This window comes from Streptomyces geranii (genome assembly GCF_002954775.1).
GTDB classification, from domain to species: Bacteria; Actinomycetota; Actinomycetes; order Streptomycetales; family Streptomycetaceae; genus Streptomyces; species Streptomyces geranii.
Map to the genome: position 1 here is coordinate 78,872 of NZ_PJME01000003.1, position 17,954 is coordinate 96,825.

Here is a 17,954-nt window from a genome sequence, read left to right on the forward strand (position 1 = left end):
ATCCCTGGGGGCTGCGCCCCCAGACCCCCCTTTCGCGCTGAACGCGCTCGTCCTCAAACGCCGGACGGGCTGAAAGGATCCAGCGGCCGTCAGTCCTTTCGGACCGACAGCAGGTCCTCCAGCTGTTCCTCTCTTGCCTGGGCGGCTACGAACAGGAGTTCGTCGCCCGCTTCCAGGGAGTCCTCCCGGGTCGGGGTCAGGACCCGGGCGCCTCGGATGATCGCCACCAGGGACGTGTCCTCCGGCCAGTCCACGTCGCCGACCTGGGTGCCGGCCAGGGCGGACTCCGGGGGGAGGGTCAGTTCGACGAGGTTCGCGTCGCCGTGGCTGAAGCGGAGCAGGCGTACCAGGTCGCCGACGCTCACCGCCTCCTCGACCAGGGCCGACATCAGGCGGGGGGTGGAGACCGCCACGTCTACGCCCCAGGACTCGTTGAACAGCCACTCGTTCTTGGGGTTGTTGACGCGGGCGACGACGCGTGGGACGCCGTACTCCGTCTTGGCGAGGAGCGACACGACCAGGTTCACCTTGTCGTCGCCCGTCGCGGCGATCACCACGTTGCAGCGTTGCAGCGCCGCCTCGTCCAACGACGTGATCTCGCAGGCGTCGGCCAGCAGCCACTCCGCCTGGGGGACCCGTTCGACCGAGATGGCCGTGGGGGCCTTGTCGATCAGCAGGATCTCGTGGCCGTTCTCCAGCAGTTCGCCCGCGATCGAGCGGCCGACGGCACCGGCACCGGCAATGGCGACTCTCATCAGTGACCCGCCTCCTCTTCAGGGCCCTCGGCGAAGGACGCCTCGACCTTCTCGACGTCGTCCGTACGCATCATCACGTGCACCAGGTCGCCCTCCTGCAGCACCGTCTGCGAGGTGGGCAGCACCGCCTCGCCCAGCCGGGTGAGGAAGGCCACGCGGACCCCGGTCTCGTCCTGCAGCTTGCTGATCTTGTGGCCCACCCAGGCCGACGACGCGTGCACCTCGGCGAGCTGGACGCCGCCGGTGGGATCGCGCCACAGCGGCTCGGCACCGGAGGGCAGTAGCCTGCGCAGCATCTGGTCGGCCGTCCAGCGGACGGTGGCGACGGTCGGGATGCCCAGGCGCTGGTAGACCTCGGCGCGGCGGGGGTCGTAGATACGGGCCGCGACGTTCTCGATGCCGAACATCTCGCGGGCCACCCGGGCGGCGATGATGTTCGAGTTGTCGCCGCTGGAGACGGCGGCGAAGGCGCCGGCCTCCTCGATGCCCGCCTCGCGCAGGGTGTCCTGGTCGAAGCCGACCCCGGTGACGCGCCGGCCGCCGAAGCCGGAGCCCAGTCGTCGGAAGGCGGTGGGGTCCTGGTCGATCACGGCGACCGTGTGCCCCTGTTGCTCCAGGGTCTGCGCGAGAGCGGAACCCACTCTGCCGCAGCCCATGATGACGATGTGCACGACCGTCCTTCCGATCCGAGGTCGAAGCCCGCCGTTGTCGACTTGGCTCGATTGGCTTGAACAGGGTCTCAGACCCCGGCCCAAGCTTCACACGCACGGTCGGCGGAGGGCACCCCTCCGCCTACCTGCGGCTGATGCTGCGGACGCTGGCCAGGGTCAGGAGGGCCAGGACGACCAGTGCGGCGCCGGCGCCGATCAGCTCCGCGGCGAGAGGCGGCATGGAGACTCCCGGGAAGGTAGGGGGTGAAGAGGGCATACGGTGCGCTGTGTTTTCGTCGTTCTCGTCGTTCTCGTCATATAGCCATGAGGACGTGGTTCCGGTGGCGTTCGCCTGTCTCGGATGCCGGGTTTTCACTCGGCGGACCGTCGGGTTTTCACCCGGATGTGCCCAGAACAAGCCGGGGAGCTTACGATCCTGTCCGTGTCCAAACTGACCGACGTGCCCAAACGGATCCTGATCGGGCGCGCACTGCGCAGTGATCGGCTCGGCGAAACGCTCCTGCCGAAGCGCATCGCTCTCCCCGTCTTCGCCTCCGACCCGCTCTCCTCCGTCGCCTACGCGCCCGGGGAAGTGCTGCTGGTCCTGTCGATCGCGGGCGTGTCGGCGTACCACTTCAGCCCGTGGATCGCACTCGCTGTCGTCGTACTGATGTTCACCGTCGTCGCCTCCTACCGGCAGAACGTGCACGCCTACCCGAGCGGCGGCGGCGACTACGAGGTGGCCAACACCAACCTCGGCCCCAAGGCCGGCCTCACGGTCGCCAGCGCGCTGCTCGTCGACTACGTCCTCACCGTCGCCGTGTCGATCTCCTCCGGCATCGAGAACCTCGGCTCCGCGGTCCCCTTCGTCGTCGAGCACAAGGTGCTCTGCGCGGTCGCCGTCATCGTGCTGCTCACGCTGATGAACCTGCGCGGCGTCAAGGAGTCCGGGAAGCTGTTCGCGATTCCGACGTACGTGTTCGTCGCGGGCGTCTTCATCATGATCGCGTGGGGCGCCTTCCGCGGACTGGTCCTCGACGAGACCATGCGGGCGCCGACGGCCGGGTACGAGATCAAGGCCGAGCACCAGGGACTGGCGGGATTCGCGCTGGTGTTCCTGCTGCTGCGCGCCTTCTCCTCCGGCTGCGCCGCGCTCACCGGCGTCGAGGCCATCTCCAACGGCGTACCGGCCTTCCGCAAGCCCAAGTCGAAGAACGCGGCGACCACGCTCGCGGCGATGGGCCTCCTCGCCGTCACCATGTTCTGCGGGATCATCGTGCTGGCCATCGAGACCAAGGTGCGGATGGCCGAGAACCCCGCGCACGACCTGCTCGACAAGGGCGTCGAACTCGGCTCCGGCTACGTCCAGAACCCGGTGATCTCCCAGGTCGCCGAGGCCGTCTTCGGCGACGGCAGCTTCTTCTTCGTCCTGCTCGCCGCGGCCACCGCGCTGGTCCTCTTCCTCGCCGCCAACACGGCGTACAACGGCTTCCCGCTCCTCGGCTCGATCCTCGCCCAGGACCGCTACCTCCCGCGCCAGCTGCACACCCGCGGCGACCGCCTCGCCTTCTCCAACGGCATCGTGCTGCTTGCCGGCGCGGCCGTTCTGCTGGTCTGGATCTACGGGGCCGACTCGACGCGCCTCATCCAGCTGTACATCGTCGGTGTGTTCGTGTCGTTCACGCTCAGCCAGACCGGCATGGTCCGGCACTGGAACCGCCACCTGGCCACCGAGCGCGACCCGGCGAAGCGCCGGCACATGCTCCGCTCCCGCGCCATCAACACCTTCGGCGCCTTCTTCACCGGGCTCGTGCTGGTCGTCGTACTCGGAACGAAGTTCACGCACGGCGCCTGGGTGGCGCTGCTCGGCATGGTGATCTTCTACGCGGTGATGACCGCGATCCGTAAGCACTACGACCGGGTCTCCGAGGAGATCGCCGCCCCGGAGGGCCCGAGCGACGACAGCGTACGGCCGTCGCGGGTCCACTCGGTCGTCCTGGTGTCGAGGATCCACCGGCCCGCGCTGCGCGCGCTCGCGTACGCGAAGCTGATGCGCTCCGACACGCTGGAGGCGCTCAGCGTCAACGTCGACCCGGAGGAGACGAAGGCGCTGCGGGTGGAGTGGGAGCGGCGGGGGATCACCGTGCCGCTGAAGGTGCTCGACTCGCCGTACCGCGAGATCACCCGGCCGGTCATCGAGTACGTGAAGGGGCTGCGCCGCGAGTCGCCGCGCGACGCCGTGTCCGTGATCATCCCGGAGTACGTGGTCGGCCACTGGTACGAGCATCTGCTGCACAACCAGAGCGCGCTGCGCCTCAAGGGACGGCTCCTCTTCACCCCGGGCGTGATGGTGACGTCGGTGCCCTACCAGCTGCAGTCCTCCGAGGCGGCGAAGAAACGCGCCCGCAAGCGCCAGGACTGGAACGCGCCGGGATCGGTCCGACGCGGCCCGGCCGAGGAACGGCCGAAGGAGCCGAGCGGCAAGGGCTGACGGCCGCGCGGGCTCCGTACGGTTTTGTGGTGAGCGGTCGGGCAGGGCCCACGTAGACTGGTGGGCTGTTGTCCGGCCGTTCGCTTTCCTTGCTTGTTCTCTCTCTCGTTTCCCCTCTCGTTCCCTCTCTTACGGAGTCACCCCGCCATGCAGGCAGAACCGAAGAAATCGCTGGTGGGGCTGGAGTACGAGGTGGAGGTCGGGCCCGTCGCACACGGCGGCCACTGCATCGCCCGTACGGAGGAGGGCCAGGTCCTCTTCGTCCGGCACACGCTGCCCGGCGAGCGGGTCGTGGCCCGGGTGACCGACGGCGAGGAGGGCGCGCGTTTCCTGCGCGCGGACGCGGTCGAGATCCTCACGGCGTCCAAGGACCGCGTCGAGGCCCCCTGCCCCTACGCCGGCCCCGGCCGCTGCGGCGGCTGCGACTGGCAGCACGCCAAGCCGGGCGCCCAGCGCCGCCTCAAGGGCGAGGTCGTCACCGAGCAGCTGAAGCGGCTCGCGGGCCTGACCCCCGAGGAGGCCGGCTGGGACGGCACGGTGATGCCGGCCGAGGGCGACAAGCTGCCGCCGGGTGAGGTCCCTCAGTGGCGTACGAGGGTGCAGTACGCGGTGGACGCGGACGGCAACGCCGGTCTGCGGCGCCACCGTTCGCACGAGGTCGAGCCGGTCGAGCACTGCATGATCGCGGCGCCGGGGATCAGCGAGCTGGGCATCGAGGAGCGCGACTGGTCCGGCATGGAGTCGGTCGACGCGATCGCCGCGACGGGCTCCCAGGACCGCATGGTCATCCTGGAACCGAGGCCGGGCGCCCGCCTGCCCCTGGTCGAGCTGGACAAGCCCGTCTCCGTGATGCGCGTCGAGGAGCACGACGGCGGCATCCACCGAGTCCACGGCCGAGCGTTCGTCCGCGAACGCGCCGACGGCCGCACGTACCGGGTCGGCAGCGGCGGCTTCTGGCAGGTCCACCCGATGGCGGCGGAGACGTTGATGAAGGCGGTCATGCAGGGCCTGCTGCCGCGCAAGGGCGACATGGCCCTCGACCTGTACTGCGGGGTCGGCCTGTTCGCGGGCGCGCTGGCCGACCGCATCGGCGAGAAGGGCGCGGTGCTCGGCATCGAGTCGGGCAAGCGGGCGGTCGAGGACGCGCGTCACAACCTTGCCGCGTTCGACCGGGTTCGCATCGAGCAGGGGAAGGTCGAGGCGGTTCTTCCGCGTACGGGGATCACCGAGGTCGATTTGATCGTCCTGGATCCGCCTCGGGCGGGGGCCGGGAAGAAGACGGTTGAGCAGTTGGTGAAGTTGGGGGCGCGGAAGATCGCTTATGTGGCTTGCGATCCGGCTGCGTTGGCTCGGGATCTGGGGTACTTCCGGGAGGGGGGGTATCGGGTGCGGACGTTGCGGGCTTTCGATCTCTTCCCGATGACGTCGCACGTGGAGTGCGTGGCGATTCTTGAGCCCGCAGCAAAGGGTCTTTGACCTGCTGATTTTCTGATTCGCCAGGTTGCGGGCGGGTCGTGCCGACATGTTTCCGTAGGTCCACCGCGTGGAGCATGCTGCAGGTTCCCGCCACGTGTCTCACGTGCGGTTTCGCAGCGGGGGCGTGGTCGAGAACGCTCTGCCTCAACTCCGTGAGGGACGGGTTCGGGAAATGTCTTGACGCTCGTTCGACGCCGCGTCTGACGGCGTGTTAGGTGGTCGTCCTGGATCAGATAGCGCGGGTCAATCGACTTATCGGGCTTAACCCGTCGAGCAGCGCTATCCGAAACAGGGCACACCGGGCAGCTCGTCCGTCATACTGAACTCGCGCACGGACGGGGACCTTGGGGGGCGAGTCACTGTGGCGGCGATCGACGACGCGAAACGGCTGATCCGGCACTTCTGCTGCGACGAACGAACTGCCCGCTACGGCCCGTACGAGACCGTCCTCCCCGACGGCGACCCCGAAGTCCGTGAAGTGCTGCCCGGTCAGCTCTACGCCTGCCAGCTCCTGGAGGGCGATGCCCTGACCGCCCGGATCGTCGACGTCTCCGTCCACCTGGGACTGTCCGACCTCGGGGGTCTGATGTGGGATCAGGAGGTCAGGGCGCTGTCCCGGCTCTCCGGGCTCGCCCACCCCGCCCTCCCCGAACTGCTCGGCGGCGGCTATCAGGAACGGGAGGCGGTCGAGGCGGCGGGCGCCCGTGTCGACGGCGCCGCGTTCGTCGCGGCCGAGGGCTCCGACTACACCCTGGCTGTGTACGGTACCGCCGCCTACCGGCAGGACCGCGTAGAGGCGCTGCGTCAGTTCGAGCACCTCGCCGATGGACTCGCCGTCCTCCATGACCTCGGGCTCGCCCATCGCAACCTGTCACCGCACAGCGTCGATGTCGTCGACGCTTACCGGGGCACCCCGCGGCTCAGACTCGCCCGGTTCGAGATGAGTGCCTTCATCTCCAGCCTGCTCGGCGGCGGCCCCACCCTCGACTCGCAGACCGCGCCCGGCACTCTGCGCCATCTTTTCCTCGGTGGCGGCCCGGCCATCCTGGCCTATATGCCACCCGAGAGATGGCAGTTTCTGCTGCCTCTCGACGAACGGACGGCGACGGCCCATGAGAACGCCACGGCCGACGTGTACAGCCTCGCCGTGATGGCCTGGGAATGGTTCGTGGGGCCGCTGCCCGCGGACCTCGTCCCCAGTCGGCTGCCCGAGACCCAGGAGGAGTACCGCGAAACCCACGACCTGCTCGATCGTCTCGGCGACCATCTTCGGGCCGGTCTGCGCACCGCCGACATACCCGCAGAACTCGGCGGCCTGCTGCGGCGAATGCTTGGCCCCGCCCACGAGGACCGTCCCACCTCGACCGAGGTCGTCAACGAGCTGAGCGACACCCACGACAGCAACGTCGTCGGACTCGGCGGTGTCACCAGCGACCTGCCCTACCTGCTGGCGTTCATGCCCGACAAGAGCGACGAGACGCTCGGCCGCTGGGAGTGGCTGACCTTCGACGCGGATACCGACGACGGCATCCGCGAAACCGCCGAACTCCTGCGCGCCGACCTGAAGAAGGCCACGGTCCTGTACTCGGAGGACGGGGCCGACCCGTTCGTCGGCGGCGGGTCCACCGAGGCCAAACGTCTCGCCACGGTTGTCCTCGTAGGCGAACGCGCCCTGTGGTTCGGACAGTTCCTGCGCCCACCTAACACCGGGCACGGACTCGGCGAACCCATGCCCGAGGTACTCGTCATCAAGTACGTCGCGCAGCGCGACGTGCACGCCGTGAACGACCGCCTCAAGAGCCTGGAGAACGCCTCCCGTTCCCGGTCCCTGCCCGAGGTCCAGCCCATCGACTACCGGATGCCGCTGATCCGGCTCAACGCGCTGCGCCGCGACCGCCCGTCCTGGCAGACTCTCGTCGACTCCATCAGGCCGGTTGGCTCCAAGTCCGAGGCACAGCTCGACTACCAGCGGGCCATCGACTGGCTCCTGGAGTACCAGGGCGTCGAACTCCAGGCCCGCCGCTACCCCTTCCGTACCGATCCCGCCGCCGAGCACGGACGCGCCGAGGAGATCCTCGTCCACTGGGACCGGGACCGGGACCGGGACCGCATCTACCGGCGTGCGCTGCTCGCCAAGTACGCCGGGTACACCGATCTCCGCCCGCCCTTCGGGGACTTCTTCGGGCGGCTGGAGAACGAGGAGAGCGGCAGCTCCGAGGTCGAGGTGTACGACAGCGACAGTGATCGCAAGCCCGGCAGCGTCCAGGGTGTCCTGGCGAATGTGGTGCGACGGGAGGGCCAGGACCGGGTCGTCCTGCGTCGCAAACCGGGACAGCCCAGGCTGCCCTCCCGGGGCTGGATGCGCCCCGCCGACGACGTCGGCACCGAGGCGGTCCTCAGCCGTCAGGTCGACGCCCGGTTCGAACTGTTCGCGCTCGCCCCCCTGACCTCCCGGCTGCGCAACCCCACCGCGATAAAGACCCTCCCTCACCGCTGGAAGGACGCCGGAGAGGGACTCCTCGAAGGCGGCCGGGAAGCGGTCCGGGACATCCTCACCCACCAGCCGTTCTTCGCCCTCCAGGGGCCGCCCGGTACCGGCAAGACCACCGTCACCTCCCGAGCGGTCGCCGCCTACCTCAAACAGGAACCAACCCACCGCATCCTGGTTTCCGCCCAGTCCAACTTCACCCTCGACAACCTCGCCGCGCGCATCCTCAAGGACATCGGGGCCCGCGACGACGACGGACCGACCGACCGACTCTCCGATGTACCCATCGCCCTACGCATGGTCTCCCGGCGCAACACCCCCGACGAGGCCGTCCGCCCATGGCTCCGCGACGAACTCGTGGTGCGGCGCTCCCGGCAGATGCGCCGACGTGTCCAGGGCCTGCTCGACAGCGGTATCGACGGCACCGTACGGCCCGTTCTCCAAAGCTGGTACGACCTCCTCGACCAGCGCGACGGGCACTCCATCCTTCCCGAGCTGGGCGACCGGCTCCAGCGCGGCGCCAACATCGTCTTCGCGACCTGCGCCACGGCTACCCCCCGCAACATCGGCACCGCGGGCGGCGCCTCAGCGTTCGACTGGGTGATCGTGGAAGAAGCCGCCAAGGCATGGCCGACGGAACTCGCCATCCCGCTGGTGCGCGGCATCCGCTGGACCCTGATCGGCGATCACTTCCAGCTGCCCGCCCATCGCCGCGACGAAGTGGTGCGCTTCCTCGACTCCTGCGTCGGCGACCCCAACACCGGCATTGCTGTCGCCGGCGACCAACGGCAGAAGTACGTCGAGGCGTTCGACCTGTTCCGCAATCTCTTCGTGCAACGGTCCGGTGGCCTCAGAGAGCGGCCCGTGGCGATGCTCTCCACCCAGTTCCGGATGCGTGAACCCATCGCCCAGGTCGTCAGCCGCGTCTTTTACCCCCGGGCCCTCGAACCCGGCGAGACCGCCCCCGAGGACGGGCTGAAGCCCGGCGGCCTCGCCACTCACCACGACGAGGAACCCTCCCCGCTGCGCGCTCCCCACTGGCTCAGGGAACGTTCCCTGGTATGGGTCGACACCGCCCGGCTCCCCGGCTGCGTCGAAGAACCCCACTGGCGCAACGAGGGCGAGGCGGCAGTCGTCCGGGCGGTCGTCCGCTCCCTGGACCCCGAACCGGCCCCCGGCCGACACGGGTACAGCACCGAACCCCTCGCCGTGCTCACCCCCTACCGGCTCCAGGCCGAGGAACTCCGCCGTGACGTCGGCCTCGCCAAGTACGTGCAGACCGTGCACGCCTTTCAGGGCCGCGAGGCCGACATCGTCGTCGTGTCCCTCGTCCGCAACCGCGTCCGCGGCCAGGGCAGCGCCGCCGAGAGCTACGGACACCTGGCCCGCCGCGACCTCATCAACGTCCTGTTCTCCCGGGCCAGGCGCCTGCTCGTCGTCGTCGGCGACTACGGGCACTTCTCGCGCTTCCACGACGACAACGACCCGTTCTGGGCCGAGGTCTGCCAGGCCGTCGACCACTACGGGCACGTTTATGACGCCGCCACCGTCCTGCCCGAGGTGGCCAGTTGAACACCGTCACCACCGTCTACGTGCCCTGCGACGTGGTCCGCGTCCACGTCCGCATGGACTACGGCGACACCCTGTCGCCCATCGAGGAACTCGCCCTGCGCGCGATCCACGCCGGTCTCGACGACGTACCGCAGCTGGTCGAACACCTACACCTCGGCAGCCGTCTCATCCGTGACCTCGTCTATGACCTGTGGCGGCAGGGCCACCTCACCGCGAACACCGTCGAGAGGACCGTCGCCGTGTCCCGGCTCGTCGCGGAGTGTCTGCGGGACGAGGATCTCAAGCGGCTGCGCGGCGCCGAGAGCGCACAGGAGACCCGCGACCTGATGATCGAGAAGCTGGCGATGCGGGTGCTGCCGGCCTCCGGCTGGTCCAAGCCGCCTAACTCCCGTTTCACCGTGCCGCTCGAAGGGATCCGCGTCAGCCTCGCCGAGGCACCCGAGGCCCACATCCTCCAGGCGCTGCGCGAGTCACTGCGCAGGGACGAACAACGCCACCAGGCCCTGGCCGACGGCACCCGCACATCGGCCGTCGGACCCCGCGCCAAGCAGGTCCACTCGTACCGGATACCGCCACCCGGACTGCGTACCTCCACCAGACAGCGGTGGATCGACCTCATAGTGACCTCCCACTGGGACGACGACCACGAACGGCTCACCGTCACCGTCGTCGACGAGCGCATGCCCGCGGAACTACGCGAAGGCGCCTCGCAGCGCCTCACCCAGCTCGCCGTCGAGCACCCTCGTGCCCCCGTCTTCGTGGAATTGCGACGGCAGGCTCAGACCATCCTCGCCGAGCCCCCTTCGGCACCGAAGGCCCTTGACCGGCTGGCGCGCCGCGTTGCCCAGGCACCCGGCATCCCCGCGGGGCAGCGCCGCACCTGGCACCATGAACTCGCCGACGATGCAAGACAGTTGGACGGACTGCTGCGGGCCCGCGTCGAGCGGGAGATCGAGGTGCGGATCGTCGACGGCGCGGACCAGGCTCGCACCCTGAACGCACTCATCACGGATGCACAGCAACAGCTCGTCGTCGTCAGTCCCTGGATCCGCTATCGCGCTCTCGGCAGTCATCTCGACGCCCTCACCGCAGCCGTCCAGCGCGGCGTGACCCTCGTCCTCGTCTGGGGGCCGGGCTCCGACAGCGAGTACGAGGACACCTTCGACGAGCAGACCCGCAATGCCCTGGAGGACCTCGCCCGAGGCTCCGGCGGCCGGATCCTGCGCCGTGTTGTCCTGCCCCGCACCAGCAGTCGCACCCACGCCAAACTCGTGGTCGCTGACCACCGCACCGCCTTCGTCACCAGTCGCAACCCCTTGTCCTCCGACGGCTCCCGGGGTGAACTCGGCGTCGAACTCACCGCCCGCGACGGGACAGGCGAGACCGTCGTGCGCGAACTCCTCGACTGGGTACGCACCGCCGTCCCTTCCTACGAGCACAGCCAGACCGTCCGCACCCGTCCCGTCTCCGGTACCCCGTCGCCCACCACGGCCGAAGTGAACGAACCGCCGTCCCCGGCGATCGGGCCACCGGAGGAGGACTCCGCCTCCGATACGGCCGTACGGCTGTGGGCAGGCGACTGGCAGGACCACGTCTCCCGCTGCCGGGACTTTCTCGGCAAACGCGTCCTGCCCTCGGTACGCCCGGTCACCGACAGCGCCCACCGCACCCTGCTGCGCACCGCCCTCACGCAGTCCCGGCATCAGCTCGTCATCGCCTCCGGAGGACTGTCCGACGAGGCCGTCGACCAGGCGTTCCTGACCGACCTGCGCGCCTGCCTGGAACGGGGCGTACGGGTGACGCTCGTCCACCCCGGACCGCCGGACGCCGGCCAGGCCAAGAACCGCTGGCAGATCGCCCGCGCCACACTCGCCGCACTGCGCGAGGAATTCCAGGACCGGCTCACCCTGAACGGTGACGGCGCCAACCACGCCAAGGCCATCGTCTGGGACGACGAAGCCGTCGTCGGAAGCTTCAACTACCTCTCGTTCGAGGGCCGTTACGGGCGCCGACGTTTGTCGTCCGAGCTGAGCGTGCGACTGACCGGCCAGGAGGTGGCCGATGCCGTCGCCGAGGCTCTGGGCGCCACACTCGTGGCCCGGCCGGAACCGGAGGCCGAACCGCTGCTCGTCCTGCCCGGACCGGGCTTCCGCAGTGCCAGGCTGCTGCTGGAGCAGCGCCGCGACGACGGCTCGCCCGACGCCGAGGGCGTCCGGCGGGTCCTCGCCGACGCCGCCGACCCGTGGGAGGTCCTGGACGGCCTCGGCGAGGACGGCCCCACCGACCTGCTGCGGATCGCCGCCGCCCGCTGCCTCACCACACCCGGCACCGCCACCGGCCCGGGCACCGACACCGCCCGGCGGTCCCACTGGACCGAATGGCTGGTACGGGACCGCTGGCAGGACCACGATTTCGTCCAGGCCGCCATCCTGCGCCACACCCTGCCCAACCCGGACCTGCGGCCACGCCCGGGCCTGGCCCTCCTCGCCGCCGCCCGGGGCACCCCACGGCTCACGGACGCGATCGAGAACCTCGTACTGTCCGAAATGACCCCCGCGGAGGTCCCGCCGACCCTGCTCGCCGCAGTCGGCGCGGTGCTGCTCCAGGGCAGTCAGAGTGCCGCCGACGCTCTGAGCGCGTTCCTCGCCGACACCGTGGAGGGCGTCTGGCTTGAACTGGCGGAGCGCACCGGCCGGTACTGGACCGACAGCTACGTACCCGTACCGATGGACCTGGTCCGCAGCGACCTGCGCAGCACCGGCAAGGACCGGGCGCGCGCACAGGCGTGGGAGGTGTTGGAGCGACTCCTCGACCACGCCCGCGCCTCCGCATTCGACAACACCGTCAGCAATCGCACCCACCGCGCCCTTTTCGACCGGGAGGCGGGAGAGTTCGCCGTGCTGGCCGACATCGTCGCTGAGCGTGCCCCGGGCCGGCTCACAGCCTGGCGGTCCGCACCGGCCGTGCAGGACCTGACCCGGCTCATCGAACGGGTCGGCGCCGAGGTCTCCCCGGGACACCCACCGATGCACGGCGATCATCTCAAGCGATATCTGAAGCGCCTGGAACCGGTCCTCGACCAGGCGGCAACCGTCGCGACCCTGTCGGACTCCGCCGGACACGAGGAAGGAGAAGGGCAGTTGGCGGCTGCGCGAGAACTCGGCGACTGGCTGGCCGCCCGATGGCGCGCCTTGTCGGAGGCGACGGCCGCGCTGACCGGACCCGAGGGACGGCTGGCGGACGCCTTCCTCACGGACCTGGAAGAACTGGCCCGCTGGAGGGCGACATGACCGAGACACTGCTGTCAGTCCTCGCGGAGTGGCCTGGACGCTGGCGCCACCCCGGTCTCGCCGATGCTCTCTCCGGCGGACGGAGCGGCACCCTCGACCAGGCCGCCGCGCACGTGCTGGCGGGTCTCGCCGACCCGCTGACCACGACCGAGAGTGTCGAAAGGCTCCTGAGGCAGGGGCACTTCGAGCTGGTGGACGAGTTCCTCGCCGAGTGCGCGGCCGACGGGCCGACGCTCCACGACACCGACCCGGTGGACGCCGCCTGGATCAGGGACGTGCTGGCCGCGGCCCGGCTCGACGCCCTCGCCAAGGCCGAACGCGACCTCGCTCTCCTCGGCGAGCGGGCGATCCGCGCCGGACTCGACCCGGCCTCCACGCCCGACGGCTTCTTTGACGCGGTGAACCTGCGCACCTCCCGGGCGAGCGAACTGCTCGACGGGGAACGGGAGACGAGGATCCTCCCGGCGGAGCGGAGTGTGCGTGAGCGGCTCGAACGGCGGCTGGCCGAACTTCCCGACGACCGGGTCGACCGCAAGGCTGTGGAGGACTGCCTGAGCGCGGGCGAGTTCCCCGCGGCCCGGCTTCTGCTGGAGTCCACGCACTCCGAGCAGGAGAACGGCGGCCCGGCAGCGGTGCCGCGCCCGCCCCTGTGGGATCCCGCGCTCGGTAGTCGGCTGGACGAGATCCTTCCGCATTACCTGGAGGGAGCGTTTGCGGACCACCGGTTGCGACGCTTCACCGACGTCGGTGAAACGGGTCGCGAAGCCGTCCTGGCGCTGAACGACCTCGTTGCCCGACCAGAGCCGGCGACCGCCGGGGCGTTCGCGCGCGCCCTCGGCCACCTGCTCGGTGAGGATGTACGGTTCCCCGTCGTCGAAGAGGCCGGAGGGTTCCGTACGGCGTTCGTCGGGCTGAACGACGCCCGGCTGCCCCGCACCTCCCTCCACCGGGACACCGGCGCCGTCCTGTGGATCGCCGACGAACACACCCCGCCCCCGGACGACCTGCTCCGGCCCCTCGTCTGGTTCCGCACCACCGGTACGCAGCGCGAGCCAACCGGACGCCCCGACGGCGTCGCCGTCCTCACCGCGACGGACCTGCTGCGCCTGTTCGCCCAGCCCGCGCCCGGCACGCCCGCGGGCCCGGCCACCCGCCGCGTGAACTTGCTGCGGGTGCTCGTCCCCCAGCTCGGCATCGAGGGGATCTCCGATCCCGACACGGGCGTCGCGCTCGGCCGGGGCGTGCCCCCGCGCGAGGGACTCGCCTGGCTGTTGGACCTGCTCGCCGTGTCGGCGGAGGCCGTAGTCATGGACACCCTGCACTACGAGACCGGAGCCCACCCGGTGATCCTGCCCCGGTTCCTGGGCGACCTGCTCTCCAGGCTGCCATCCTCGCGCACCCTGACCCTCGGTGCGCTGGCCGCCGTCCGCAACCCTCGCACTCGCGACGACCTGCGCGCCGTACTGACTGCGCCGCTGCGTCTGAACGAGGGTGCCGTCCTCGGTATGGCGTACGCGCTGCACCAGCACGTACCGTTCCGGGCCGCCGACCTGGCGGCGGACATGACGTTCTTCGACGTGCCCGTGGAGTTCGACACGGAGACGGTGCGCCTGCTCGATGTGGAGGCCGCCCTCTCGCAACTCACCTCACACGGACTGCTCACCGCCCAAGGTGACACCTGGGTGACGCTCCGCTCGGGTCTGGGACGGCTGCTCGCCGAGGAGGCCGAGCAATTGGCGGGAAGTTCCCTGCGGGCGTTGCTGGAGCGTGTGGAACAGGCCGACGCGCACGCCCGGGTCGCGCTCACCGACCAGGCGATAACAGCGATCGGACACCGCAACGACAACCGGGTGGCCAGCATCCTGGACGATCTCTCCCGGCTGGAGGGTTCTCTGCCGCCCGAGGCCCGTGGCGTCCTGGACCGGCTCCGGGACCGGGCGAGCCAGTTCCGGGGTGAGCACTACCAGGACGCGGTGGCCGGTTTCCTGCGGCCAGCAGAACGCGCGGACCTGGTGCAGGCGGTTCAGGAGGTGACGACGGCCGTCCAGCACGAGTACGGCGTGCAGATCGACGTGTGGACGTCGGCGCCGGAACCCCTGCACGTCCACGCGGTGAAGGCGTACGTCAAGATCGCGGTGGAGAACTTGCTGATGAACGCGGCGCAGGCGCTGGGCACGGTGGACGACGACGAGGAGCGGCGGATCGTCGTGCGGCTGAGGACCGCCGACCGGGGACCCGAGGGAGGGGAGGCCGCCCTGTGGTGCAACGTCGAAGTGGAGGACAGCGGGCCCGGCCTGACCGAGGAGGAGCGTGCGGCGCTGCGCGTGGGCCGCACCTTTTCCCGCAACGGCAGCGGGGGATCGGGGCTGGCACTGGCGCGCAAGCTGGTGCGGGAATGCCGGGGCACCATCGAGATCCTGGAACGTTCACCCCTGGGTGGCGCCCATCTCAAGGTGTGGCTGCCGCGCGTCTGACGGTTCGGCGCGTCACGCGGGCCAGGTGTCACGGAAGTCCCGGACCGCGCGGCGGGCCTCGGGCAGGGTGCCGATCTCCATCTGGCGTGCGGCCACGCCTGCCTCCCCCTCGCACTGCCTGAGCCGCGTGTGGTTGTGCTCGGGGGAGGGGTAGCTCAGCCGCTTGCGGGCGTGAAACAGCGCGGTCTCCAGCGTGGCGCCCAGCCGGGCCCGTACGTGTACGTCCTCGTCGGAGGTGAGCTGCGTGGCGGCCTCACGGAGGGCCCGGGCGTTGAAGGTCCCGTAACCCTTGTAGACGATCTGCAGCAACCGGTACCGCTTCTGCTGGATGGTGCTCTCCTGGCGGAGGTTCCCCGCCGGCGGGGCCATCGTCATCACGGAGGCCGGGATCTCGGTGTTGAGGCGCAGCCAGTCGGCGATTTGGTAGCCGTCGTGATCGCGGAAGGAGTCCGTGAGATGCAGGTCGATGAGTGCGCCGTGCACGGACAGTATGTCGTCCCTACGGTCCCTGAGCTGCCGCTCCCAGTCCGCGAGGTCCGTGACCCGTACGCACTCGTAGGCATCGAGGATGTCGACGATCTGGTCCATGTTCTGGTCCTCAACGACGAGGAGACGTTTGCGATCCAGCCGGGCCAGATCGGCCCGCAGCAGAGCGCTCGCCCGGTCGTCGGGAAACAGGTCCAGGAACTCGCCCAGTTCGGGCAGGGATTCCCAGTCCGCTGCCCGCACATGCTTCAGCAGGGTACTCCGTCCCTTGATGTGCCGGTTCCACAACAGGCGGTCCACCTGGGGGTGATGCAGCAGCGGATCGCCTGTCCAGTGGGCCATGAGCGCCGCCAGCCGGCTCACGTCAGGCGTGGCCGCCAGGTCCCGCAGATCGCGCAGGAAGTCCTCCGCGTCGACCCGCACCCGCTCGAAGTCCAGCACGTACGGGTCGGTCGCGGAACGGCCCCGCTCCGGGATCGGCAGCCCGAGCCTGCGCAACTCGGTGACGTGCTGTTCAAGGGCGTTGGCCGATCTGATGCCCCGTCGGCGGCCGTCCGTACTGAGCACCGACTGCAGCAGCCGGTCGGGGCCCAGCCCCCGCTGGCCCGCTGTCGCGAGACAGACGAGAACGGCGCATCTCAGGCCCCTGGGCGGCGGATCGAGCAGCACCCCGTCTCGCCACACCGTCAGCGGACCCAGTACCTGGATTCTCCAGATCTCCCCCGAAAGACCCATGAACCTACCGTAGCCGCCGACGGCCTGACGCTGAGTGTTTTCGCCGCAACCTTCCTGGGGGCCCCAGAAAACTCAGCGGGCCGACCACGCCGATCCGCCTTCTGATCGGACACCTTGGTGCCAAGGGTTCCGGCGCACCATGACGCTGTGGACCGAAGACCGATCAGAACCCGAGGTGTTCACCATGCACGAGGTACGACTCACCCGTGACGAGCAGCCCATCGAAGGCAACGTGATGGTCGTCGCCCCCTTCGGCAAGAAGGCTCTGCCGGACGGCACCACCTTCGACTTCGACTGGCTGTACACCGACGTCATCAGCCCCACCGTGATCGAGGCCGGGATGACCCCGGTCCGAGGCGACTCGGTGTACGGCCCGGCATCCGTCCTGAACGTCGTCTGGCGGGCCATCCAGCAGGCGGAACTGGTCGTCGTCGACTTCTCCTGCCGCGCCCCGAACGTGGCTATGGAGTACATGGCGGCCAAGCTCATCGGCAAGCGCATGATTTACCTCGCCCAGTCCCCGGACGACATCCCGAGCGACGTCCGCGGACTGCGCTACATCCCGTACAGCGCCCTGTACGCCGACATGTCCCACATGTGCGGTGAACTGCGATTGCAGTTGGAGGCGGTACGGCAGGAGCCCGTGCAGGAGATGGCCCTCATCCCCATGGCGACCAAGGGCACCGTCCCGGCCCGTGCGCGGGTGGTCTCCGTCAGCCGTGAGTTCGCGGTGGTCCGAGCCGACGACGGCACCCACGGCGTCCTCGGCCAGGAGGACGCCGACTGGTCGCGGATCGTCGCCGACATGACCCGCCTGTACGCGGTCGGTGACGTCCTCGACGGCGCTTTCGAGCTCCAGCCCACCGGCGGTGCAAAGTACACGCTCATCGCGGGTCGTCCCAACCCGTGGCAGGCCCTCGCCGCGAGCCACCCCGCCGGGCACCGCTTCACGGCCGACGTGCACAGCGTGCGCGACGCCGGTGTCTTCGTCCGCGTCACAGGCGACATCAATGGCCTGGTGCCCCGCAGCACCCTCCCCGAGGGAGTCGAGGTCCGCCCGAGGAGCGAGGTGGACGTCAGTGTCGTCGACGTCGACGTGCGTCGGCGGCGCGTCACCCTGAAGCTGCACGAGCTGCTCCCGGCGCCCACCCCGATCCGGCAGAACGCCTACCCGTCCGTGCTCCGGGCCGGGGACCGTCTTGAGGGCCGGGTGCACAAGGCGCTGCCCGAGGACGAGGGCGGCTACATCCTGCTCAAGGTCGAGGGCCGCAGCCGGCCCGTGCTACTGCACTGCTCGGCGATGAGCGAGGAACTCCGCCACGACCTCAACGCGGGCGAGGTCGAGCGGGACGAGATCATCGACGTGGAGGTCGTCTCGGTCGACTCGTCCCGGGACAAGGTCCTGGTGCGGGACCTGCCGGAGGAGGTAGAGGACGTCGGGACCGCGGCCTGACCGCCCGAATCTGCGAACCGCCGTCGCCGTGTCCCCGCGCCTGTCCCGGGGGCGCGACGACGGCGGACGTCGTTCATCAAGGAA

Annotated in this window: 9 protein-coding genes; 6 read left to right on the forward strand and 3 right to left on the reverse strand. The window is 69.8% G+C overall.

Going from position 1 to position 17,954, the window contains the following annotated elements:
- Positions 1-89: 89 nt before the first annotated feature.
- Both CW359_RS05445 and CW359_RS05450 read right to left on the reverse strand, forming a co-directional pair.
- Positions 90-755 (reverse strand): potassium channel family protein, encoded by a 666-nt coding sequence (locus CW359_RS05445; protein ID WP_105968604.1) that lies wholly within the window; start codon positions 753-755, stop codon positions 90-92.
- Positions 755-1,426, reverse strand: a complete 672-nt coding sequence (locus tag CW359_RS05450) for a potassium channel family protein (protein WP_105968605.1) — start codon at positions 1,424-1,426, stop codon at positions 755-757. The genes CW359_RS05445 and CW359_RS05450 overlap by 1 nt, the downstream gene beginning before the upstream one ends.
- A 421-nt stretch (positions 1,427-1,847) precedes the next feature.
- On the opposite strand from CW359_RS05450, the gene CW359_RS05455 reads away from it, so the two are divergent.
- The 5 genes from CW359_RS05455 (at position 1,848) to CW359_RS05475 (ending at position 15,196) form a co-directional block, all read left to right on the forward strand.
- The gene (locus CW359_RS05455; RefSeq protein ID WP_105968606.1) at positions 1,848-3,896 is read left to right on the forward strand and encodes an APC family permease; all 2,049 of its coding nucleotides are present in this window, start codon (positions 1,848-1,850) and stop codon (positions 3,894-3,896) included.
- Between the two features lie 147 nt (positions 3,897-4,043).
- Positions 4,044-5,372 carry a class I SAM-dependent RNA methyltransferase gene (locus CW359_RS05460; protein WP_105968607.1) on the forward strand — a complete coding sequence of 443 codons (1,329 nt, stop codon included), beginning with the start codon at positions 4,044-4,046 and terminating at the stop codon, positions 5,370-5,372.
- 361 nt (positions 5,373-5,733) lie between these two features.
- Positions 5,734-9,432, forward strand: coding sequence for an AAA domain-containing protein (locus tag CW359_RS05465; RefSeq protein ID WP_105968608.1), 3,699 nt, complete (start codon positions 5,734-5,736; stop codon positions 9,430-9,432).
- Positions 9,429-12,722: a phospholipase D-like domain-containing protein gene (locus tag CW359_RS05470; protein WP_105968609.1), complete on the forward strand. Its 3,294-nt coding sequence runs from the start codon at positions 9,429-9,431 to the stop codon at positions 12,720-12,722. Before CW359_RS05465 ends, CW359_RS05470 begins: the two co-directional genes overlap by 4 nt.
- A complete protein-coding gene (locus tag CW359_RS05475) occupies positions 12,719-15,196 on the forward strand; it encodes a sensor histidine kinase (RefSeq protein ID WP_157968499.1) in 2,478 nt (825 codons plus the stop codon). Before CW359_RS05470 ends, CW359_RS05475 begins: the two co-directional genes overlap by 4 nt.
- 12 nt (positions 15,197-15,208) lie before the next feature.
- Here CW359_RS05475 and CW359_RS05480 read toward each other — a convergent pair whose 3' ends face one another.
- Entirely contained in the window at positions 15,209-16,417 is a 1,209-nt protein-coding gene (locus tag CW359_RS05480) for an AfsR/SARP family transcriptional regulator (protein WP_105968611.1), read from the reverse strand.
- Between the two features lie 184 nt (positions 16,418-16,601).
- Here CW359_RS05480 and CW359_RS05485 point away from each other — a divergent pair, with 184 nt between their 5' ends.
- The gene (locus CW359_RS05485; protein WP_157968500.1) at positions 16,602-17,870 is read left to right on the forward strand and encodes a S1 RNA-binding domain-containing protein; all 1,269 of its coding nucleotides are present in this window, start codon (positions 16,602-16,604) and stop codon (positions 17,868-17,870) included.
- Positions 17,871-17,954: the final 84 nt, after the last annotated feature.